The organism is Pseudogracilibacillus auburnensis (genome assembly GCF_003201975.1).
In the GTDB taxonomy this organism is placed as follows: Bacteria; Bacillota; Bacilli; order Bacillales; family Amphibacillaceae; genus Pseudogracilibacillus; species Pseudogracilibacillus auburnensis.
In genome coordinates, this window is record NZ_QJJQ01000012.1 from 124,165 (window position 1) to 146,169 (window position 22,005).

Genomic DNA, 22,005 nt, shown 5'->3' on the forward strand with positions numbered 1-22,005 from the left:
TCAACCCTCCAAATTTAACAACCTAATAATCTAGCAATAACAACTCGTTGAATTTCTGACGTTCCTTCCCCAATGACAAGTAGTTTCGCATCACGCAAATATCTTTCCACTTCATATTCACGCATATAACCATACCCACCATGTATTTGAATCGCTTCATCAGCGGAACGTACAGCAGTTTCTGTTGCAAATAATTTAGCATATGCCGCTTCTTTCGTAAATGGCTTTCCGTTATCTTTTAACCATGCCGCTTTTATTACCATATTTCGAGCAAGTTCTACTTCCATTGCCATATTAGCAAGCTTAAATTGAATTGCTTGAAAAGAAGAGATTGGTTTGCCAAATTGTGTTCTTTCTTTTGCATAACTTAATGCTTTATCAAGTGCACCTTGAGCAATTCCAACTCCAAGAGCCCCGATGGAAATTCGTCCCCCATCAAGTGTCGATAAAAATTGTTTGAAGCCTGCTTGAGGATCTCCTAGTAAGTTCTTTTTTGGAACGCGAACATTATCTAGGACTATTTCCGCTGTATCGGAGCCACGTACACCCATTTTGTCATAATTGCTTGTAATGGTAACTCCTTTTGTATCTGTCGGTACGATAATAGCAGATATGATATTTCGACCTTTATCGTTTTTACCAGTTACGGCAGTAATAATAAGTGTTTTTGCAAAACTTGCATTTGTAATAAAGCATTTCTCGCCATTAATGACGAATTCATCTCCATCTTCCACTGCTGTTGTCTTTGTTCCTCCTGCATCTGAACCCGCATTTGGTTCTGTTAATCCGAAAGAACCGAGCGCTTTACCCTGTGCAAGTGGTACTAAAAATTCTTGTTTTTGTTGTTCTGTTCCGAACATTTGAATAGGAGAAGCACCAAGAGACACGGCAGCAGCATAGCTAAGGCCCGTACTTCCACATACCCGCCCAATTTCTTCAACAGCGAGCGCATATGAAATCGTATCACCACCAGAACCGCCATATTGTTCAGGAAAAGGGATACCCATTAACCCGAGTTCCCCCATTTGATCGAATATATCTTTAGGGAACTTAGCCTCTGTATCGATTTCAATTGCCCTTGGTTTAATGACATTATTAGCAAAGTCTCTTACCATGTCACGAATCATTTCTTGTTCTTTCGATAGTTCAAAATTCATTTTAAACCTCCTACGTAATGAATGAAATAGAATATTCATTTGTTCACAGCAAATTATATTACTTTCTTTGGAAATTGTCACCTTTTGACAATAAGAACTTTGTACATACACATAGATTGTGTGTTCAAAAAGGTCGATAAAAAAGGACCTAAGAAGTTCCACTGGCTATAAACGCCACGTCCTGTTCGTCGAGGCTGCTTAGCTCCCGGGAACGGACTTTCACAGGATGTGATGACTTTCGTGTTGCCCACGACGCTCAGGATGTGCTAGTGTCGGGTGTGGTCACAATTATTTACGGTGGGACGAGCATTTAGCGGAGTCCCAGGACATCGCGCCTTTAGCCAATGAGCAGTAAGAAAGGATTTATCCTTTCTTACTGCCAACGCGGAAATTCGATGTATCATTTTTGTTGGACTTTTTGAACATCCTCTTATAACATTATCATATTTTAAGATGATTAAAAAGAGACGAATAATTTTCGTCCAAATGGTTTTATATGGGAAGTAAAGAATGAGAGGCTAGGACATAACAATAACGATCAAACCTAAAGACGAACAATGAATGCGTTACTTTAATGGAGTAAATATTCACAGCTCCTAGTTAGTTAAAAACGGTCACGTCTTAGGACTGCATATTTGCTCGCCCCATCGCAGACCTTTGGGACTGCGCTAAATGCTCGTCCCATCGAAGACCTTTGCACATACGATTATTCGGTGCAATAAACATTGTACGTCGGAGGCTCACCAGCCGCTCGCGGTAAAGGAGACACTGTAAAAGCAAGGGAAAACCGTAACTAGAACAGATGTCGTCCTTATGTCTGTGATGAAAGCGAAGTATACTTCCGGAGCGGTTATATGCTGCTACCATTGTTCGAATTTATCTTTGGTAAAAACAATTTTGTCCCACCTCTAAATTAATTTTCTTCTTTTTCAAAAGGAACTTCGTATGCTACTTCTGTTTCTGCATCTTTAACTTCTTCATCTAGATCAGCATCAATAATAAAAGATCCATTACTATAACGATCACTAATCGGTAATGCATAAGGATTCATTTCAATTTTTTTCTCTTGATTTGTAACTAACAATATATTTTCCTCTTTTTGTTGCATAAAAAATCCGACTATTCGATGTGGTTTTGTTTTCAGTTCCCTTAACATCACACTTCCGCGTCTTGCTCTTGATGATTTTTCAAAAGCATCTATATTCATCCGTTTGCAGGCACCTCTTTGGGTCACTACAATTAAGTTTGGATTTATTTCCTTATCAAATGAATAGCCACTTACAACGTAGTCGGAGCCTTTAAGTTGAATCCCAATAACACCTTGTGCCCTTTGTCCGACTGTTGAGATTTCTGATTCATTAAACCATAATCCGTATCCTAGATGTGTGGTAAGAAATACGTCTTTTTTTCCATCTGTTTCCTCTACATTAATAACTTCATCATTTTCTCGTAAATTGAGAGCAATTAAACTTCGAGAATACCTTGCCGATTGATATAGAGACATGGCCGACTTTTTCACCATCCCTTGTTTAGTAAAAAACAAGAGAAATTTATCTGGAGAAAATGCTCGCACAGGTATGCATTGGACAATTTGCTCATTTGTTTCTAATGTAGTCAAATTCGATAAATGATTCCCCATATCTTTCCATCTAATGTCGGGTAATTCATGGACTGGTACACAAATATATTTACCGAAATTAGTAAAGAGAAGTAAATGATCAGTTGTATCCACTTCTAGTAAGCGTATAAGATGGTCGCTTGATTTGATCAGTAAATCTTCTTTATTTGAAGCAGAAAATGATCGCAAACTCGTCCTTTTAATGTATCCTTCTTTTGTAACGGAAACTAAAACCCTTTCATTAGGAACCGTAACCTCAATATTAATTTTTATTTCTTCTATTTCTTTTTCAATCGTTGTTTTTCTACTACTTGCATACGCTTTTTTAATTCGGCGCAATTCCTTTTTTATTACATTTACTAACAGCTTAGGACTTGCTAGAATAGCTTCAAACGATTCAATTTGAGTCTCAAGCTCTGATTTTTCATTTGTTAATAAGGTGATATCTGTATTTGTTAGGCGGTAAAGTTGTAAAGCTAAAATTGCTTCAGCTTGGGCATCTGAAAATTCATACGTTGAAATGATATTCGCTTTCGCATCTGCTTTGTTTTTTGATTGACGGATCGTTTGAATTAATTCATCTAAAATCGAAATTGCTTTGATCAGCCCATCGACAATATGTGCTCTTTCTTTCGCTTTTTTCAAATCGAATGTCGTTTGTCTTGTAACGACTTCTTTTTGATGATCAATATACGCATCTAATACGTTTGGTAATGGAAGTAGTTTCGGAGTCTTATCTTCAATTGCAATCATATTGTAATGGAAAATGACTTGAAGATCCGTATTTTTATATAAATAATTCAATACCCCTTCACTATTGGCGTCTTTTTTTAAATCGATGACAATACGAAGTCCAGTCCTATCTGTTTCATCACGAACTTCAGCAATTCCCTCTACTTTGCGGTCGGCAGCCAATTCATCCATTTTTCGTACTAAATTCGCTTTATTTACATCAAAAGGAATTTCATCTATGACAATTTGTTCCCGATTGCCTTTTACTTTTTCGATCATCGCATTACCACGAACGACGACCCTTCCTTTTCCAGTTTTAAACGCTTGTTTAATGCCATCTTTTCCTTGAACGATGCCACCAGTAGGAAAATCAGGTCCTTTCATCTTTGTCATCAAATCTTCAACGGAAGCATTTGGTTTATCCATTTTTAAAATAACCGCATCAATAACTTCTGCTAAATTATGTGGTGGAATGTTCGTTGCATAACCTGCCGAAATACCAGTTGACCCATTAATAAGTAAGTTCGGTAATTTTGCCGGAAAGACAATTGGTTCCATGTTCGTATCATCAAAATTGGGAATGAAATCAACTGTTTCCTTCTCAATATCTTGCATTAATTCGGTTGTAATTTTAGATAATCTTGCTTCCGTATAACGCATTGCTGCTGCTGGGTCCCCATCAATACTTCCATTATTACCGTGCATTTCAATTAATTCATAACGCATTTTCCAACTTTGACTTAGCCTAACCATCGCATCGTAAACAGACGTATCACCGTGAGGGTGGTAATTTCCAATTACTGTACCGACCGTTTTTGCAGCTTTACGAAAATTTTTGTCATGTGTATTTTTATCGACATGCATCGCATATAAAATTCTTCGTTGTACAGGTTTTAGCCCATCACGCACATCAGGAAGAGCTCGATCTTGAATAATATATTTACTATATCTTCCAAACCGATCACCGATTACTTCTTCTAATGGTAAATCTACATATTGTTTCGCTTGAGCCATATTTATTCTCCTTTACTACACTCACTAACTCATTTGTCTAAAATATTTTCTTCTTCTTCAAGGCCAAATTGGACATTTTCTTCAATCCAAGTTCGACGTGGTGAAACTTTGTCTCCCATCAATGTCGTTACTCTACGTTCTGCTTGAGCTACATTATCCATCGTTACGCGAATGAGCGTCCTAGTAGTTGGATTCATCGTCGTCTCCCATAATTGATCTGCATTCATTTCCCCAAGCCCTTTATAGCGCTGGACCATATAACCGGACTTTAGTTTTTTTGTCGCTTGTTGCATCTCATCATCTTCCCAAGCGTAAATAATTTGTTCATTTTTCCCTTTTCCTTTAGACACTTTATATAAAGGTGGCAGGGCAATATATATTTTACCAGCTTCAATTAGTGGACGCATATAACGATAAAAAAAGGTAAGTAACAATACTTGAATATGTGCACCATCTGTATCGGCATCTGTCATAATAATTACTTTATCGTATCTTACATCGTCGATAGTAAAGTCTGATCCAACCCCAGCTCCAATTGTATGAATAATCGTCGCAATTTCTTCATTTTTCATTACATCTTCTAATTTTGCTTTTTCCGTATTAATGACTTTACCTCTAAGTGGTAAAATTGCTTGAAAGACACGATCTCTCCCTTGTTTAGCGGAACCACCTGCGGAATCTCCTTCGACTAAAAATAATTCATTTTTAGCCGCGTTTCGTGATTGGGCCGGAGTTAATTTTCCGCTTAATAATGTGTCATTTCGTTTTCTTTTCTTTCCATTACGGGCATCTTCACGCGCCTTCTGTGCCGCTTCCCGTGCTTCTTTTGCCTTTAAAGCTTTTTTTAGTAAGGACTTCGTAATTTCACGGTTTTCTTCTAAAAAGAAAGTAAGTTTTTCCGATACGATGGAATCGACAACAGAGCGCACTTCTGTTGTTCCGAGTCTCCCTTTCGTTTGCCCTTCAAATTGTAGAAGTTCTTCAGGGACACGAACAGAGACGATTGCTGTTAGTCCTTCACGGATATCATTTCCGTCTAAATTTTTATCTTTTTCTTTTAACAATTCATTTCTTCTAGCGTAATCGTTAAACGTTCTCGTAATGGCAGCACGTGCACCAACTTCATGTGTTCCACCGTCTTTTGTTCGGACATGGTTGACAAATGAATGCATATTTTCCACGTAACTATCACTAAATTGAAAAGCGAAATCTATTTCTATATCTTGTTGGTTCCCACTAAAAGAAATGACATCATGTAATGCATCTTTTCCTTCATTCAAATAGTGAATAAAAGAAATAAGTCCATCATTATATTCGTATACTTCCTCTGTATTTGTTCGTTCATCTGTAAACGTAATTTTTAAATTGTTAAACAAAAAGGCGGATTCACGTAAACGATCTGCTATCGTTTCAAATTTAAAATCAGTCGTTGAAAAGATGGAACTGTCTGGCTTAAAGCGAATCATTGTACCAGTTTGATTTGTTTTCCCTTTCTTTTCTAGTGACGTAGAAGGTTTCCCACCTTTTTCGAAATGTTGATAATACTTCTCCCCATCTCGGTAAGTTGTCACTTCAAGCCATTCGGAAAGCGCATTGACAACTGCCGCACCAACTCCGTGTAGTCCACCACTAGCTTTATAGCCACCCTGTCCAAACTTTCCGCCAGCATGAAGAACAGTAAAAATAACTTCTGTTGTCGGTTTCCCGGTTTCGTGTATCCCTGTTGGAATCCCTCTCCCATTGTCACGAATGGACATACTATTATCTTTATAAATTTTCACATTAATTTCACTACCATAGCCAGCTAGTGCCTCGTCTACGGCATTATCAATTATTTCATATGCTAAATGATGTAGCCCTTTACTATCTGTACTTCCTATATACATCGCAGGTCTTTTTCTCACTGCATCTAGACCTTCAAGTACTTGGATAGATTTTTCCGTATAATTTACAGAAGTATCAACCAATCGATCATCGACTCCTTCAAAATGATTCATTATGCCTATATAGTGCGTGTTCAAAAAGGCCGTTAAAAAGGACCAAGTAGTCCCAGGCGGCGTAGCTCCCGAGAACGGACTTTCACAGGATGTGATGACTTCCGTGTTGCCCACGAAGCTCAGGACGTGCTAGTGTCGGGCGCAGGTCACAAATATTTACGGTGGGACGAGCATTTAGCGCAGTCCCAGGACGTGACCGCTTTTAGCCGACCAGGACATGGGCGAATGTAACGGAAGATCCCCTAAAGCTTTTACATACGTGAGTACTAAAAAGCTAGCTTAGAAAACTTGGCAGTCGTTAAGCCTTTATTGTGAATGCCTTTAGCTGCCAACGCAGAAATTCGATGCGTGTCTTTTTGAACTTTCTCTTAATAAGTATAAAAATATTATACCGATAAATAGTCATTAATCAACGTAAAATATATAGCGAATAAAAAGAGATGACTTTTGTCATCCCATGTTGGCTAATATAATCTATTTATATTAATACAGCATGTGCAACTTTTATACATACATCCATTATTACAGTAAAATCATGATCTTTCAATAATTTATAAGCCTCATTACTACTCACACCTTGTTGGGCCCAAAATACTTTGCAGTTTGTTTTCATTGCTTCTTCTGCAATGTCAGGTAAAAATTCCGATCTTCTAAATACGTTAATAATATCAATATCTTCTTTTATGTCAGTTAAAGAAGCATACGCTTTTTCGCCAAGTACTTCATCAATCATTGGGTTTACTGGAATTATTTTATACCCTGCTTGTTGCATCGCAAGAGAAATCTGATAGGAAGTACGCTCTGGATTATTTGATAGTCCAACAACAGCGATTGTTTTAGCATCGCTTAAAACTTGAGCAATTTGATCATTAGTAGGATTTTGCCATGTCATCTTTTTAGCCACCTCTTAAATAAAATAGTAGAAGTTTCTATCATATTACCACATTCTGAACAGATACGTAAATCTTACTAAATGTATGTATGTAAAAACGGAATAAAAAGAACCGAGCATTTCTATGCGGTCGTAGCATCCCGGAGCGTATGATTTTACTACGTGAGAGTGAAAAAACAAGCCAAAGCAAAAGGAAAAGAAAACACACCGATTGGCGAACTATCTGGCGATGACAGTGGGGATGTTGCACTTACGAAGCACGATATTTATTGAAACGAGTAATTGTAGTTGCAAAGCTTTTCAGTGGTTTGAGAATTTTCGCAGTCATGACTTGTTAATACTGGCGTTTTCTACAAATCGCTAGGACGAACATAAGACAGATCTAACGACTCGTGCTTCTAGCCGGTAGGCAGTCAGATCATGTTTATCGCCTCTTATCTACCAAAGGAATGCGAAGTGTCATTTCTACCAGACTTTTTGAACAACCTCTAAAAAATTGTAGTTTTACTTTCACAATTGTTCTTATTGTTTTAGAAGTAAATATGATAAACTATGGATAAAACAATTAAATTAAAAATTGATGAAAGTAGGACCGTGATGGATTATATTATTTTTATTATTATTGCTTATTTGTTAGGTTCCATTCCATTTGCGTTAATTGTTGGAAAGATAGGATATAAAATCGATGTACGTGAGCATGGAAGTGGAAACTTAGGAGCAACGAATGCATTTCGTGTGCTCGGGACAAAAGCGGGAATCATCGTTACTTTGGCTGATATTTTAAAGGGAACGGTTGCTACTGTTATACCGCTTATCGTTGGTTTGTTTTATGATGTGGAAGTATCCCGTTTAATTATCGGTATTTTTGCTGTACTAGGTCACACATATCCAATTTTCGCAAAATTTAAAGGTGGGAAAGCTGTTGCAACCTCAGGAGGCATTATTCTTGGAGTAAATCCTTTACTATTTGTCATTATGGTAGCCACTTTTATTCTTACATTATATTTATTTAAATATGTTTCACTTGCTTCCATGGTTACAGGAGTTGTCTCCACCATTATTTCGATATTTTTGAATGACTTATTGTTATTTTTAATGGTTTTATTTTTAACTTTGTTTGTGTTTTACAGACATAAAGACAATATTAAACGGATTAAAAATAAAACAGAACCGAAAATTACATGGATGTAATAACGCAACTCCACCAACTCCTTTCGTCAACATTAGAAATAAACTGCGCAGTAACTGCTAAGTTGTTTTCCGCTGCGGATCATTGCTTTCCGCGGGCACGGCTTCAGCCTCCTCGCGGAGAAACCTCCGCTGCGGGGTCTTCAGTCCCAGGAGTCAATGATCCTTCGCCTACCAGAATAGTGGAAGCAAATACATCGTACTGTTTTATTAACACCATACTAGCGAAGGAAATACACGGAGACTCCAGCGGGAAGAAAGGCCTCGGAGAGACCCCGCAATGAGCGTAGCGAATGAGGAGGCTCACCAGCCGCCCGCGGAAAGCGGAGTGTATTTCCGTAGCGACGGTACGTTCACCACTAAAAGTTACTGCTCAGTTTATCTTTTATATGTAACAAATCTATTTCGTCTACTCATTATGATGGAGGCGAAAGTGGAGGGATAATAATACTTTATCATTGAATCATACGACACAAATATCGTATACTTTGAGTTAGTTATTATTCGTTGTAAAGGAGAAAATGATGAGTAAAGTTAAAACATCTTCATATATAGATTTACCAAACAAGAAGGAAAGACATAAATTATTTGGTTCTGTAGAGCCAGGCCGAAAAACAAAGCCAACGATTAAAGAAGAGATGGCTGATTTGCAAAATTCAAAAGAGGATTTCTTATTTGCGATCAATGCTGTTGGAATTAGCAATGTAAAATATCCAATTGTTGTCTCAAGTAGACTGAATCCAACAACACAAACGACGATCGGCACATTTAAATTAACTGCAAACGTTGAAAGGACAAGTAAAGGGACAAATATGAGTCGCTTTTTGGAAGAAATTGAACAGTCTGATGATGATAACGGATTTCAGATCGATTTTGGTTCTCTCACTCAATTTGCGAAAAACTTACAAAAACGACTTAAGCAAGAGAATGTTTCAATTGAAGTATCTTTTCCTTGGTTTTATGAAAGACGCGGACCAAGTTCAGATAAACGAGGACTTAATTATGCTGATGTCACATTACAAATAGACTATTTTGATGATGAGACGATACATTTTAGTGCAACTTTATCGGCTCTTATTACGACGCTTTGTCCATGTTCTAAAGAAATTAGTGAGTATAGTGCACATAGTCAACGCGGACGCGTCACAATGGAAGTTACTTTTACCAACGATTACACAGATGATACAACAATTGACTGGAAGGAAGCACTTCTTCATGCTGCTGAAAGTAATGCTAGTGCAATGATTCATCCAGTATTGAAGCGTCCTGATGAAAAATTTGTAACAGAAACTGCTTATGAAAATCCACGTTTTGTGGAAGATATTGTCCGTTTAGTTGCAGCCGACCTTTATGAATTACCATTTATTCAAAAGTTTACTGTAACTTGCGAAAATGAAGAATCGATCCATATGCACGATGCAATTGCAACGATACATTACACGAAAGAAAATGAGTAAAAAGAAGGCATTTACTATGAAACATGTTTTTATTTTTTTCGTAAAATTTTATCGAAAAGTAATTAGTCCACTGAAGCCACCTACATGTCGGTTTTACCCTACATGTTCTGAATACAGCTTACAATCCTACGAACGTTTTGGAGCGATCAAGGGAACATATTTAACAGTAGTTCGAATATTAAAATGCCACCCATTTCATCCTGGTGGTGTCGACTTAGTACCAAATGATAAAAATATGAATAAATCAGTAGACCCGCTTAACAAATAATTGATTAGGAGGATGATCTAGTAATGGACATCGTTATTTCTGAAGAGGCTGTGCAATGGTACAAAAAAGAACTTGAAATTAGTCATAAAGAAACATTACGTTTTTTCGTAAGATATGGCGGCGTCGGTGGTCATATTCCTGGTTTTTCGCTCGGAATTAATATTGAAGAACCAAATGTCATCCATACTTCTACAACAGTAAATGGTATTCAGTTTTTCATCGAAGAAGATGACGCGTGGTATTTTGCTGATAAAGATTTAGTCATTTCCTATGACAAAGAAATGGACGAACCACAATTTACGTATCAATAGTAAATTGTGGTTTTTATTCTCCTTTATAATGTATGTGAAAAAGGAGGATAAAATAAACGAGGACGGCTAAGAGCACTGGCGTCCGGAGTCTGCAATGAGCTCGGCGCATTTAACGTTGTTAGCAAAGCCGACAACTAGTACATCCCGAGACTGCGATAAATCTTGTCCCATCGAAGACCTTTGGGACTGCGCTAAATGCTCGTCCCATCGAAAACATTTGCATCTGCGATTACTCGGATGCAGTAAACATTGTGCATCGCAGGTCCAGGTGGCGCAACTCCTGGCGACGTAGCATATGCGTGTTAATACGTGAGCAGTAAGAAAGTGTTTATACCTGCTTATCTACCAAGGAAATTCAAAGTCATTACAGGATTGTTGAATAACCCCTTATAATTGAAAACGACTAAGATGCTCAAAAAGTTTTTCATTCCATAAAACTTCTTTTTGTTTTTCACCAAACAAATCGTAATGAGGATAAGTATGATGATGAATCCATTCCTCTCTTAGGCCGTACTTACTCCCCCATTCAATTAATGTGCTTATAGAACAACATCCAACCTTTGTTACGGTCGTTGAATTCGGAAAACGTGCATCTTGCCAATAATGGGTTAAAAAAGCAATTTCTCCTCTTTTCACGCTTTTCTTCCATAAAAGTAGTTCCGCTTTTTTTATTCCAAAGGCCATCCCTTATTCCCCTCTTACTTGCCGTTTATATGCTTGATCCCATGCCGGATGAATTCGACGTAATAATAATGGTTTAAACGAATCTTTTTGAACGACTACATGTTTTGTCAAGCCAGTAACCGCAATCTCATCGTTTCCATTCGTAACTTTATAGCCATATGTAGTTCGAATGCCATCATAATCTTCAAGCCATGTTTCTACAAAAACGTTATCCCCATATTTAATTGGTTTTTTATAAGAAATTTGCGCATCAATGACAGGTGATACGACATCTATTTCTTCTAATGCTGTATAGGTAAAGCCTAGTTGTTCAATGTATTTCGTCCGGCCGATTTCGAACCAAACTAAATAATTTGCATGATAAACAACACCCATTTGATCTGTTTCTTGATACCTAACTTCTATTTCTGTACGATTTATTTCCAAGCTACTTCCTCCTATGTATGTATATCACTCTTTCATTTTAACATAGTTATCATTAGGAGTCGTTTTATGTACAAAAGAAAACCCCTAATCAATGATTAGAGGCCACTGAATAGTTTTTTACTTGTAATTCATCAAAAAATACGGTTGATTATCGCTTCAGAGGGTCGTTTTTCGCGATGCACAGGACGTGCTAGTGTCGGCGTAGGTCGTCTCCTGTGAACGCGGCGCACCTAGCCGACCAGAAGACGCCACTACACTTCGATCAATGAAACATGTTACTTGTAAATATCCAAACTATAATTTTTCAGTGGGCTCGATTATCAGATTAGGAGTCCCATTTACTAATGGTTCTGATCCTCATACTCATCTTCTATTTCTTCACGAAAGCCTTCGATTGCTTCTTCTCTTCGTTTATTTTTCGCTTCAATTTTTTCTTTCTCATGGTTTGTCGCCCATTCCATACGATCTTCCGCTTCTCTCATATTTTCAATTGTATCATGAACCATATGCTGAAGTTTTTCAACATTATCGCTACGATCATCAGGCTTTGGTTTATTATTATTTTTATCCAAAGATTATTCATCTCCTTTTTCCATTTATCATTTATCTTTCCAATTCAGTTATTTTTTATACAAAAAAATCTTCACATGACAAATTTGTCATGTGAAGATTAATTTTAGTAGATGAATCCATTTCATCAATCAAATAGCTAAGTTGAAATCTTAGGAAGCAGCAATTCGATTACGAAGAACCATTTGTAAAATACCACCGTGGCGATAGTAATCCATTTCGATTTCACTATCAAAACGCACGACGACATTAAACTTCGTTTCTTTTCCTTCGTCATCAGTTGCAACTACTTCAACGGTTGCACCAGGAGTTACTGTTTCATCAACTTTAATTTGGAATGATTCTTTACCTGTTAAACCAAGCTTTTCAGCGCTATTACCGTCTGCAAATACAAGTGGTAAAACTCCCATCATTACTAGGTTAGAACGGTGAATACGCTCATAACTTTCAGCAATAACAGCTTTCACACCTAGTAGATTAGAACCTTTAGCAGCCCAGTCACGAGAAGATCCCATTCCATAGTCTTTTCCGCCAAGAACGACTAATCCGGTATTATCTTCTTTATATTTCATCGCTGCATCGTAGATTGGCATGATCTCACCAGTTGGCCAGTAAGTAGTGTATCCACCTTCTGTTCCTGGTGCAATTTTGTTACGAATACGAATATTCGCGAATGTTCCACGCATCATTACTTCGTGGTTTCCACGGCGAGAACCATACGAGTTAAAATTACGTGGTGTAACCCCTTTTTCTTGCAAATACTTTCCTGCTGGCATATCCATCGCGATAGCTCCAGCTGGAGAAATATGATCTGTTGTGATTGAATCACCAAAATATCCTAACACTCGCAGACTATCTAGTGGTTTAATAGAATCTGCATCCTTTGATAATCCTTCAAAGAATGGTGGGTTTTGAATATAAGTTGATTCATCAGACCATTCGTATAATGGCTCATCTGTCGTATCGATTTCATTCCATTTATCATTTGATTCGAATAAGTTATCATATTCTGAACGGAAAATTTTCGGATTAACAACTGAATGAACCGTTGCTTTAATGTCATCCATTGATGGCCAGATATCTTTTAGATAAACATCATTACCATCTTTATCTTTTCCAAGTGAATCATTTTTAAGGTCGAAATCAACTGAACCAGCTAACGCATAAGCTACTACTAGTGGCGGTGAAGCTAAGTAGTTCGTTTTCACTAATGGATGAATTCTTCCTTCAAAGTTTCGGTTACCTGATAAAACAGATGCTACCGTTAAGTCAGCTTCCATAATTGCTTTTTCAATGTCTTCACGTAATGGACCTGAGTTTCCAATACATGTCGTACATCCATATCCAACTGTGTTAAATCCTAACTTGTCTAAAAAGCTAGATAAACCAGAGTCGTCAAGATAACGAGTAACAACTGTTGAACCTGGTGCAAGCGAAGTTTTAACATAATCTGGTACCGTTAACCCTTTTTCAACAGCATTTTTCGCGAGCAATCCAGCACCTAACATTACATATGGGTTCGATGTATTTGTACAAGATGTAATTGCCGCAATTGCTACTGCTCCTGTTTTCATTACAGATGTTTCACCTTGAGTATTTGTAATGACAACTTCTTTATCGAATTCAGATTTATCTAGGCCAAGTCCTTGGTTACCAGCAGGTGCAGTAACAGCCTTTTTGAATTCTTTTTGCATATCGTCTAATGCAATTCTATCTTGAGGACGCTTAGGACCTGCAAGGCTCGGTTCTAGTTTAGATAAGTTGATTTCAACTGTTTCTGTATATTCCGGATCAGCTTGATCTGCTGAATACCATAAGTTATTTTCTTTACAATATTTTTCAACGATTGCAATTTGTTCTTCACTACGTCCAGTTAAACGTAAGTAGTTTAAAGCTTCTTCATCAATTGGGAAAAAGCCACAAGTCGCACCGTATTCTGGAGCCATATTAGAAATTGTTGCACGATCTGCAAGTGGCATATCTTTTAATCCTGGTCCATAATACTCAACAAATTTACCTACAACATTTTTCTTACGTAATGTTTCTGTAACTGTAAGTGCTAAATCTGTTGCAGTTGTGCCTTCAGGAAATTCTCCAGTAAATTTAACACCAATTACGTCAGGTTGTGGGAAGTAAGATGGCTGCCCGAGCATTCCTGCTTCTGCCTCAATACCTCCAACTCCCCAACCTAGAACTCCAAGACCATTAACCATTGGTGTATGTGAATCTGTACCAACTAGCGTATCAGGGAATGTATCATAAGTTCCTTCAGCATTTTCATTAGCATGGACAACATCAGCTAAATACTCTAAGTTTACTTGGTGAACAATACCTGTTGCTGGTGGAACAGCACGATAATTATCGAAAGCTTTCGTAGCCCAGTTCAAAAACTGATAACGCTCTGCATTCCTTTCAAATTCTAGTTCCATATTTGCTTGTAATGCATTTGCTGTACCATATTGGTCAACTTGTACAGAGTGGTCAATTACTAAGTCTACTGGAACCTCAGGGTTAATATTATCTGGATCTCCACCCATATCTACCATTGCTTTTCTAAGTGAAGCAAGGTCTACAACGGCAGGTACTCCTGTGAAGTCTTGTAAAATAACGCGAGATGGTTTAAAAGGCACATCTGTACCTTCTCCTTCTTTTGTTCCCCATTTTGCTAAACCTTCTACATGTTCATCTTTGATCACTTTACCATCATGTTGACGAATGACTGATTCTAATAACACACGAATCGAAAATGGTAAACGATCAACTTTACCTAAGTTAGCATTTTCAATTGCTTTTAAATCGTAATAATTATACGTTTTACCATTCAGTTCAAAGTTTTTCTTTGAACGAAACGCTTTATCATTTCCCATAAACTATTATGCCCCTTTCAAGCAATCTTAAATCTCGTTGTCATCAATTATTCCCCATATTGACACAACAAAATATCAAAGGAGTGAAATACCCTTTTCATTAATAGTTTATATGAAACATATTGATAAAACAAATGTTTAGAAAGATATTCCGTATATAATTTTCTTATTTAAAACGATAATATATTATTATACAACTTTACACTTCAATTAAGTATTTGTTATTATCTGTCAACTAGAGGTAATAGAATGGTAAAAATAGAGCCTTTATTTTCATCAGTGCTTACTTTTAATAATCCATTATGCATTTCTAATATATGATGAGTGATCACAAGACCTAAACCAGTACCATCTGGTTTTGTTGTGAAAAACGGATTATTTAATTCTTGTACAATTTCATCAGACATCCCTTGACCCTCATCAATAATGTCGATTGCAATTTGATTATCTTCTATGCGAGAATTGATCATAATCGTACCTGATTTATTCATCGCTTCTGCCCCATTTTTAATTAAATTAATGAGTACTTGTTTAATTTGTGAAGCATTGCAAAAATAGTGTAAATTATCTTCCAGATCAAGCGTAAAGTGAATATCTTTCATATCCATTTGTGTACTCATAATAAAGACAACATCTTTTATCATTTCATGAATGCTTTCATTTTTCTTATTATTTTTAAATGGTTTTGCCATATGAAGTAATTCAGATGTTATTTTTTCTAATTTGTCAATTTCTCCAATCATCACTTTATAATACTCTTCTTTTTGTTCTACTCCTGCTTGGACAAGTTGTAAAAATCCTTTTAATGATGTTAATGGATTACGTATTTCATGAACTAAACCAGCAGAAAGTTGACCTGCTAAAATTAATTTTTCCGAATCAAGTAAAACTTTCTTTAATTCATTCATATACGTAATATTTTTCAATTTACAAATATAAAGCTTTTGGTCATCGATCAAAATTTTGTCGACGATAGCATTAAATGAAAAGTCACTATCTTGTTTACGTAAAATAATATTTGAAATATGGAGCTTTTCTGTCGTTGCTTCAAAATGGTTACTTATTTGGATAATTTGTTCTTCTGGCATAATAGTTGTCCACTGTTTCCCGATTAAATTACTCATTTTGTCATTTAAATACTCTTCCATTTGTTGTGAAACATACATAATTTCATGATCGATATTCCAAATAATCAACATGGTGTCTTTATTATTATTGTAATACCAATTTAAAACCTCTTTCGGAAAAGTTTCATTTTGTGTTTTTAATTGATGTATGCCGCTTGAGTTACTAATCATTTTTAACATCCCCTTAACTTAACCTTCATAATGTTATTCCTAATCTTATATGTATGGCTAGTTACTTGTATGTATGACATTTAATGTTTATAATTGTATAAAACAGTGGTAATTTGTAAATAAGGTATTGGAATTTTACGATAATTCCAAAAAAGACTTATTATTTATTCATATTACTATAATGGGTTAAAAAAAGAAACAACAAAAATTGAATAAGTTACATTTTTTAACATATTCACACTGTATTTACGAAAAAAGGATGATCAAATGAGTATACTAATAGATTATTTCATTATTTTATGGGGATTTTTATTAATTGCTCTTCTAGGAATCGGTGGATTTTTTATGTTTCGTAAGTTTTTAAAACAATTACCGAAAGAGGACGGTAAATCAGAAATGGATTGGCAACATCATTTTATTGAAAAAACGAAACATATGTGGAAAGAGGAAGAATTAGAATTATTAAACGAACTTGTTGCGCCTGTACCAGAACTATTTAGAGATGTTGCAAAACAAACTATTGCAAGTAAAATAGGTGAGCTTGCGATTGCTAAAAATAAAGAAGAAATAACGAAAGAATTATTAATTGAAGGATATATTGTTGGTACACCAAAAAGGGATCATCGTTTTTTAAGAAAAAAATTAAAAGAAAAAAATATTGACATTGCTCCATATGAACAATTTTTTTCCTTATCAGAAAAAGACTATCGAGCCGATTGGAAAACAAGGTATTAAAAACGGGGGCTGTTAGAAACTACAAATTTTTTGAAAACTCTCCTCATAGGTCTCCTTAGCGAGGACTTTCCTAGTGCTGGCTAAGCCACAGGGTGGCGATTTAAGCCAGCTAGGAACGTCACCTTTCCAACGCTTTTCTACTATGGGCAAGTTTTGTGAGATCAGCCTCCCATAATAAATTTTTCAGTCCAGTTGTTTTACGTTTACTTTATTTTTTAACTGTATGTACTTATATAACATTGCTATTCGCCACGATATGATCATCCCAAAAGCTAGTAAAAAGAACATTCCGCTCGTTTCTTCAAAAGAGATTGTGCTTCCCACGATTAATTTAATGACTATTCGAATGCCTAACAATCCAAATAATATAAAAATAAATGATCTAGATGGGATTAAATAAATTTGTTGTTGTTTCATCTCAAATGTTGTCGTTTTTATAAGAAAAATAGAGAAAATAATCCCTACAATAAGTGCTTCAAAAATCTGTATATATCCTAATCTAAAAGCGGGAAATATAAACATCAGTGCACCAGAGCTCATAAAAATAGGTGGTAGAATAATTCTTTTTACAGATGTTGGTTTTTGTGCTGTTTTTATGCGAATCAATATCATAGTCACTGCCATGAATATCGCGACAATTGTACTACCAACTATTAATAATGTATTATTCACAAGGGTTACATTCCTTTAAAATGAATTCAGCTTATTTAATCGCTAGAAACTTGTAAAATTTGTTTTACTGTTTCGATTACTTTATGCTCATTAAATGGTTTTACTATAAAATCTTTCGCACCGAGCTCAATTGCTTCAACGACTAACTTTTGTTGCCCTAATGCAGAACACATAACGACATTTGCATGCTGGTCAAACGTCATTATTTCTTTTAATGTTTGAATTCCATCCAGCACAGGCATCGTGATATCTAACGTTACAATATCAGGCTTTTTTTCTTTATAAAGCTCAATTCCTACTTCCCCATTTTTACCGGTACCCACTACTGTAAAATGGTGTCTTGTAAAAATATTGGACAGTGTCGTCCTCATAAATTTAGCATCGTCAATGATTAATACGCTAGCCACAATATTTCCTCCATCAGTTACTTTATTCTTGGTCACTAGCAATCGTTAAAATAATTGTCATCGTTGTACCAAAAACAGTAAAGTATACGCCAAGATCAAATAACATCGCAGTAGCCAGTTCTATTTCTCCGATAAGTGGTAAGTGAAAAATGCCAAAACTTTGAGTCAGAAATGGAACATTAAAAACAAGCGCACCAAGACCCGTCAATACGGCAATAAGCAAACCTAAAGGAATAAAATAAATGTAATTAATCGGCAGAATTTTCTTGACAGATTTTTCCCCGTAGGCCATATACATGAGTAAAATAGCAGCAGAAGTTGTAAGTCCCCCAACAAATCCACCACCAGGGGAGTTATGCCCTGCTAACAATAAGTATACTGCGAAACCTAATAAAATAAAAACGATCAATGAAGAAGTAGAACGTAAAATAAGATTATTTGGTTTATACATGATGAAACTCCTTTTAAAGAAATTACGATTATTCTTTTATTGTAATCTATTTTCACATTGAAATAAAGTTGTATTCGTTAAAATCCGTAAAATCCAGTCCAATCAGCTAAAATAGAAGTTAATTTTGTCATCCAGTCAAAAAATAACGCAATCCCAAAGAGAATCATAATATATCCACCAATTTTCACTAATTTCATACTATGTTTTTTAATAATATTTAATTTCCCTACGAAAAAAGATAATATTAGAAACGGAATCGCAAACCCTAATACATAACTAATCATCAGGATCATACCTTGTTCAGGATTCGTTGCCGCAAGTGATAAGACAATCATTAAAATTGGGCCTGTACAAGGTGTCCACCCCATAGAAAAAGCCATCCCAATAAAAAAGGAACCGATAAAACCAGTCGGTCTATTTTTAAACGTTATTTTTTTATCCTTCATTAAAAATTGGAAATTTAGTAATCCAACAATAACAAGACCGAAGAAAATAATTAATATGGCCCCTATTTGGCGAATAATATTTTGATACATGATGAAAAAGTCAGCTACTAGTGTCGTACTAAATCCGATCATAATAAATACACTAGAAAATCCTAATAAAAAAAGAATCGTATGAAGCATGCTTTTTTTTGTAAGCCTTTTATTATCTTCGTTTAATTCACTAACACTCATTCCAGTAATGTACGATAAAAACGCAGGAAAAAGTGGAAGTACACATGGTGAAATAAAAGATAAAAAGCCCGCACCAAAAGCTAAAAATATATTTGCTTCAGACATAAGTCACCCTCCCTCCTTAAACGTACCCAACCCTATTTTAACAGAAAATACTGATTAGAAACGAAAAGGCTTTGACAGTTATCTGAACCTTTTTGCTAAAAGAGATTGTTCAAAAAGTCCGGTAAAAATGACAGTTCTCATTTCTTTGGCAGTTAAGAAAAGTATATAACCTTTCTTGACTCGTATAAGCATAGGCTAAAGCATTCGCGGTAAAGGCTCGATAAATAAGTAATCATATTATTTACACAAGTACAACATTGGCTCGACTGGCGGTTTGTCAATTTGTCTGTTTTCTTTCATATAAACTAGCTACCCGCTTTAACAAGTCGAACGCAGACTAAAAGCGCCCCGTCGTGTGGTAGCGCCTGGGACTGCGATTTCTCGTCGCAACGTAAAGATTTGCACTAGCACGTCCTGTGTCTTTAACGTATGCCAAGTGTTCTAACTGGCTTGCCTTTTTCGCTATTCACGTATGAACATGCATACGCCCCATTGCCAAGGCTACGCTGCCTTGAACTGCAACGCACAATATTTTCGATAGGATGAGCATTTAGCGGAGTCCCAAGACGCCAGCGCTTAGCCGACCTCGGTTCTTTTTATCCTCTGTTTGAACACGCACTAAAAGAAGTTTTATTATTTCCCCCCTCCCCTTCTATTATTGCCCGGGTAACCGCAGTTTTCATCATTTCCTTTACTTCGAACGTTCATAATTTGTCGAATCATCTATATTTACCAATTATTTACACGAAAAAAGGGAATATCCTATATCAAGATACCCCATTTTCCATATATTCTTTATGTCTGCGGATTTTTTTACGGTAAACGATTACCGATAAGTAAATACTAATTTCATATAAAATAAATAACGGAATGGCAACTGCGATTTGTAATACGATATCAGGTGGCGTAACTAAAGCACCCACAATGAGTAAAATAAAGTAGGCATATTTGCGCATTTTCCGTAAAAACGTTGGTGTGATAATACCTAAACTCGTTAAAAACATAATAATGATCGGAATTTCAAACAGAATGGCGAACGGAATCGTCACTTGAAATAAAAACCTAAAATACTTTTCAACCGTAAATAGTTCATTAAACATTCCATCGTTTAACGATAATAAAAACGGCAATATCAGTTTAATAAACATAAAATAACCAAAGACAAGCCCTAAAACAAATAACAAAAAGATAGCAGGGATATAAGAAAGGGATGTCCTTCTTTCAGGCTTTGTTAATCCTGGTTTAATAAATAACCATAATTGTAAACTAAGTACTGGTAAAGTGGCGACAATTGCAATTAAACCTGCTATCGAAAAGTAAATCCAAACAATATCTCCAGGACTCGTAATCGTCAACTGAAAACCAATATCATGTTCAAAAAATTGATAAATCTCTTTTATATAAATAAAACCTAGAATAAAAAAGCCAATGAATGCTACTCCCGTTATCATCAACCTATTTCTCAGTTCAGACAAATGTCCTACTATATTCATTTCCTTTCCATTTTCTGATGTAGACATTGTCCTTCACTCCTTTATAAAGCAGTTACATGAAAGTTGATTGGACAAAATTACTATTAAAAAGGATGTAAGGTAACTAAGTCCTTACACCCCTTCTTCTACTCTAGTTTTGTCGTTTTATCTTTCTTATCGGTATTTTCTTCTGCATCACCCATGATACCTTTTGTTGCATTTTTAAACTCTTTTAATGAATTTCCAGCAGCTTTTCCGATTTCCGGTAATTTCGATGGACCAAAAATGAGTAATGCTACTACTAAAATTAAGATTAGACTTGGTACACCAATCTGAGCCATTTATTTTCACCTCGTCATGTTTAATTAGTGAGCTAAAATAAATTATATAAGAAAAAATGGTAAGTTAAAATAGATTATGGAAATAGACACATAATTATCATAATTTTATTCTAGTTCATTATAATAGAACTGATTCAAATAAACAAATATATTTATCTTATGATTGGATTCGGTCATATTGAATAAAGAAATAATCATAGGGATTTTTTTCATCTTTTATCCCTTTTTCTCTCGATACTTCTTTCCATTCTTCTAGTGAAATAGTAGGAAAAAAGACATCTCCTTCAAATGCTTCCTCAATAACCGTGACATATAACCGATCCGCATAAGGGAGGATTTGTCTAAATATATTTCCTCCGCCGATTACGAATAATTCTTCGGCTTTATTTTCTTCTGCAAGTGTCATGATTGAATTGATGTCGTGAATGATTTCAACTTCATTCGGGAGGTCTAGATTACTTCTTGATACAACGATATGCTTTCTATTTGGTAATACTCTGCCGAGCGATTCAAATGTTTTTCTTCCCATTACTATCGTATGCCCAGTCGTTTTTTCTTTAAAAAATTTGAGATCATTTGGTAAATGCCAAGGCATTTTATTATGGAAGCCAATGACATTATTTTTATCCATTGCTACGATGAATGATATCATTTGTATTCTCCTTT

The 22,005-nt window shown here is 35.8% G+C and carries 21 protein-coding genes; 5 read left to right on the plus strand and 16 right to left on the minus strand.

The genetic code is table 11. The features are described 5' to 3' along the window. Nucleotides 1-14: 14 nt before the first annotated feature. From DFR56_RS15735 to DFR56_RS15750, 4 genes are all read right to left on the minus strand, one after another. Nucleotides 15-1,157 (minus strand): acyl-CoA dehydrogenase family protein, encoded by a 1,143-nt coding sequence (locus DFR56_RS15735; protein WP_110396404.1) that lies wholly within the window; start codon nucleotides 1,155-1,157, stop codon nucleotides 15-17. A 913-nt stretch (nucleotides 1,158-2,070) separates the two neighbouring features. After that, nucleotides 2,071-4,521 (minus strand): DNA topoisomerase IV subunit A, encoded by a 2,451-nt coding sequence (parC, locus tag DFR56_RS15740; RefSeq protein ID WP_110396405.1) that lies wholly within the window; start codon nucleotides 4,519-4,521, stop codon nucleotides 2,071-2,073. A gap of 29 nt (nucleotides 4,522-4,550) precedes the next feature. Next, nucleotides 4,551-6,518, minus strand: a complete 1,968-nt coding sequence (gene parE / locus DFR56_RS15745) for a DNA topoisomerase IV subunit B (RefSeq protein ID WP_110396406.1) — start codon at nucleotides 6,516-6,518, stop codon at nucleotides 4,551-4,553. 478 nt (nucleotides 6,519-6,996) lie between these two features. Then, nucleotides 6,997-7,410 (minus strand): CoA-binding protein, encoded by a 414-nt coding sequence (locus tag DFR56_RS15750; protein ID WP_110396407.1) that lies wholly within the window; start codon nucleotides 7,408-7,410, stop codon nucleotides 6,997-6,999. A gap of 597 nt (nucleotides 7,411-8,007) precedes the next feature. On the opposite strand from DFR56_RS15750, the gene plsY reads away from it, so the two are divergent. The 4 genes from plsY (at nucleotide 8,008) to DFR56_RS15770 (ending at nucleotide 10,634) form a co-directional block, all read left to right on the plus strand. Then, nucleotides 8,008-8,601, plus strand: a complete 594-nt coding sequence (gene plsY / locus DFR56_RS15755; RefSeq protein ID WP_110396443.1) for a glycerol-3-phosphate 1-O-acyltransferase PlsY — start codon at nucleotides 8,008-8,010, stop codon at nucleotides 8,599-8,601. A 521-nt stretch (nucleotides 8,602-9,122) separates the two neighbouring features. Then, the gene (gene folE2 / locus DFR56_RS15760) at nucleotides 9,123-10,055 is read left to right on the plus strand and encodes a GTP cyclohydrolase FolE2 (RefSeq protein WP_110396408.1); all 933 of its coding nucleotides are present in this window, start codon (nucleotides 9,123-9,125) and stop codon (nucleotides 10,053-10,055) included. Between the two features lie 16 nt (nucleotides 10,056-10,071). After that, nucleotides 10,072-10,323, plus strand: coding sequence for a membrane protein insertion efficiency factor YidD (gene yidD / locus DFR56_RS15765; RefSeq protein WP_207520546.1), 252 nt, complete (start codon nucleotides 10,072-10,074; stop codon nucleotides 10,321-10,323). A gap of 23 nt (nucleotides 10,324-10,346) precedes the next feature. Further along, nucleotides 10,347-10,634, plus strand: coding sequence for a HesB/YadR/YfhF family protein (locus tag DFR56_RS15770; RefSeq protein WP_110396410.1), 288 nt, complete (start codon nucleotides 10,347-10,349; stop codon nucleotides 10,632-10,634). A gap of 387 nt (nucleotides 10,635-11,021) precedes the next feature. On the opposite strand, the gene DFR56_RS15775 is transcribed toward DFR56_RS15770, so the two are convergent. The 5 genes from DFR56_RS15775 to DFR56_RS15795 form a co-directional block, all read right to left on the minus strand. Continuing rightward, nucleotides 11,022-11,318 (minus strand): hypothetical protein, encoded by a 297-nt coding sequence (locus tag DFR56_RS15775; RefSeq protein ID WP_110396411.1) that lies wholly within the window; start codon nucleotides 11,316-11,318, stop codon nucleotides 11,022-11,024. Between the two features lie 3 nt (nucleotides 11,319-11,321). Then, nucleotides 11,322-11,744: an acyl-CoA thioesterase gene (locus tag DFR56_RS15780; protein WP_110396412.1), complete on the minus strand. Its 423-nt coding sequence runs from the start codon at nucleotides 11,742-11,744 to the stop codon at nucleotides 11,322-11,324. A 341-nt stretch (nucleotides 11,745-12,085) separates the two neighbouring features. After that, complete coding sequence (gene tlp, locus DFR56_RS15785; protein WP_110396413.1) at nucleotides 12,086-12,316, minus strand: small acid-soluble spore protein Tlp; 231 nt, start codon at nucleotides 12,314-12,316, stop codon at nucleotides 12,086-12,088. Nucleotides 12,317-12,466: 150 nt separating this feature from the next. Continuing rightward, nucleotides 12,467-15,181 carry an aconitate hydratase AcnA gene (gene acnA, locus DFR56_RS15790; RefSeq protein WP_110396414.1) on the minus strand — a complete coding sequence of 905 codons (2,715 nt, stop codon included), beginning with the start codon at nucleotides 15,179-15,181 and terminating at the stop codon, nucleotides 12,467-12,469. 224 nt (nucleotides 15,182-15,405) lie between these two features. Next, a complete protein-coding gene (locus tag DFR56_RS15795) occupies nucleotides 15,406-16,479 on the minus strand; it encodes an ATP-binding protein (protein WP_211320643.1) in 1,074 nt (357 codons plus the stop codon). 267 nt (nucleotides 16,480-16,746) lie between these two features. Here DFR56_RS15795 and DFR56_RS15800 point away from each other — a divergent pair, with 267 nt between their 5' ends. Further along, the gene (locus DFR56_RS15800) at nucleotides 16,747-17,214 is read left to right on the plus strand and encodes a DUF2621 family protein (RefSeq protein WP_110396416.1); all 468 of its coding nucleotides are present in this window, start codon (nucleotides 16,747-16,749) and stop codon (nucleotides 17,212-17,214) included. Between the two features lie 183 nt (nucleotides 17,215-17,397). On the opposite strand, the gene DFR56_RS15805 is transcribed toward DFR56_RS15800, so the two are convergent. The 7 genes from DFR56_RS15805 to DFR56_RS15835 form a co-directional block, all read right to left on the minus strand. Then, the gene (locus DFR56_RS15805; protein ID WP_280523466.1) at nucleotides 17,398-17,886 is read right to left on the minus strand and encodes a CcdC family protein; all 489 of its coding nucleotides are present in this window, start codon (nucleotides 17,884-17,886) and stop codon (nucleotides 17,398-17,400) included. A 35-nt stretch (nucleotides 17,887-17,921) separates the two neighbouring features. Further along, nucleotides 17,922-18,293: a response regulator gene (locus DFR56_RS15810; protein ID WP_110396417.1), complete on the minus strand. Its 372-nt coding sequence runs from the start codon at nucleotides 18,291-18,293 to the stop codon at nucleotides 17,922-17,924. Between the two features lie 22 nt (nucleotides 18,294-18,315). Next, nucleotides 18,316-18,744: a Na(+)/H(+) antiporter subunit B gene (locus DFR56_RS15815; RefSeq protein ID WP_110396418.1), complete on the minus strand. Its 429-nt coding sequence runs from the start codon at nucleotides 18,742-18,744 to the stop codon at nucleotides 18,316-18,318. A 77-nt stretch (nucleotides 18,745-18,821) separates the two neighbouring features. Beyond that, nucleotides 18,822-19,526: a cytochrome c biogenesis CcdA family protein gene (locus tag DFR56_RS15820; protein ID WP_110396419.1), complete on the minus strand. Its 705-nt coding sequence runs from the start codon at nucleotides 19,524-19,526 to the stop codon at nucleotides 18,822-18,824. Between the two features lie 767 nt (nucleotides 19,527-20,293). Continuing rightward, nucleotides 20,294-21,046 carry a twin-arginine translocase subunit TatC gene (gene tatC / locus DFR56_RS15825; RefSeq protein WP_110396420.1) on the minus strand — a complete coding sequence of 251 codons (753 nt, stop codon included), beginning with the start codon at nucleotides 21,044-21,046 and terminating at the stop codon, nucleotides 20,294-20,296. A 98-nt stretch (nucleotides 21,047-21,144) separates the two neighbouring features. Beyond that, nucleotides 21,145-21,339 (minus strand): twin-arginine translocase TatA/TatE family subunit, encoded by a 195-nt coding sequence (tatA, locus tag DFR56_RS15830; RefSeq protein WP_110396421.1) that lies wholly within the window; start codon nucleotides 21,337-21,339, stop codon nucleotides 21,145-21,147. A 157-nt stretch (nucleotides 21,340-21,496) separates the two neighbouring features. After that, entirely contained in the window at nucleotides 21,497-21,991 is a 495-nt protein-coding gene (locus DFR56_RS15835; RefSeq protein WP_110396422.1) for a dihydrofolate reductase, read from the minus strand. Nucleotides 21,992-22,005 lie beyond the last annotated feature (14 nt).

Excerpts from the sequence above, each read along its gene's own strand:
- DFR56_RS15735 (WP_110396404.1), bottom strand. The coding sequence starts at position 1,157 with ATGAATTTTGAACTATCGAAAGAACAAGAAATGATTCGTGACATGGTA.
- parC (WP_110396405.1), bottom strand. The coding sequence starts at position 4,521 with ATGGCTCAAGCGAAACAATATGTAGATTTACCATTAGAAGAAGTAATC.
- parE (WP_110396406.1), bottom strand. The coding sequence starts at position 6,518 with ATGAATCATTTTGAAGGAGTCGATGATCGATTGGTTGATACTTCTGTA.
- DFR56_RS15750 (WP_110396407.1), bottom strand. The coding sequence starts at position 7,410 with ATGACATGGCAAAATCCTACTAATGATCAAATTGCTCAAGTTTTAAGC.
- plsY (WP_110396443.1), top strand. The coding sequence starts at position 8,008 with ATGGATTATATTATTTTTATTATTATTGCTTATTTGTTAGGTTCCATT.
- folE2 (WP_110396408.1), top strand. The coding sequence starts at position 9,123 with ATGAGTAAAGTTAAAACATCTTCATATATAGATTTACCAAACAAGAAG.
- yidD (WP_207520546.1), top strand. The coding sequence starts at position 10,072 with ATGAAACATGTTTTTATTTTTTTCGTAAAATTTTATCGAAAAGTAATT.
- DFR56_RS15770 (WP_110396410.1), top strand. The coding sequence starts at position 10,347 with ATGGACATCGTTATTTCTGAAGAGGCTGTGCAATGGTACAAAAAAGAA.
- DFR56_RS15775 (WP_110396411.1), bottom strand. The coding sequence starts at position 11,318 with ATGGCCTTTGGAATAAAAAAAGCGGAACTACTTTTATGGAAGAAAAGC.
- acnA (WP_110396414.1), bottom strand. The coding sequence starts at position 15,181 with ATGGGAAATGATAAAGCGTTTCGTTCAAAGAAAAACTTTGAACTGAAT.
- DFR56_RS15795 (WP_211320643.1), bottom strand. The coding sequence starts at position 16,479 with ATGATTAGTAACTCAAGCGGCATACATCAATTAAAAACACAAAATGAA.
- DFR56_RS15800 (WP_110396416.1), top strand. The coding sequence starts at position 16,747 with ATGAGTATACTAATAGATTATTTCATTATTTTATGGGGATTTTTATTA.
- DFR56_RS15815 (WP_110396418.1), bottom strand. The coding sequence starts at position 18,744 with ATGTATAAACCAAATAATCTTATTTTACGTTCTACTTCTTCATTGATC.
- DFR56_RS15820 (WP_110396419.1), bottom strand. The coding sequence starts at position 19,526 with ATGTCTGAAGCAAATATATTTTTAGCTTTTGGTGCGGGCTTTTTATCT.
- tatC (WP_110396420.1), bottom strand. The coding sequence starts at position 21,046 with ATGTCTACATCAGAAAATGGAAAGGAAATGAATATAGTAGGACATTTG.
- tatA (WP_110396421.1), bottom strand. The coding sequence starts at position 21,339 with ATGGCTCAGATTGGTGTACCAAGTCTAATCTTAATTTTAGTAGTAGCA.
- DFR56_RS15835 (WP_110396422.1), bottom strand. The coding sequence starts at position 21,991 with ATGATATCATTCATCGTAGCAATGGATAAAAATAATGTCATTGGCTTC.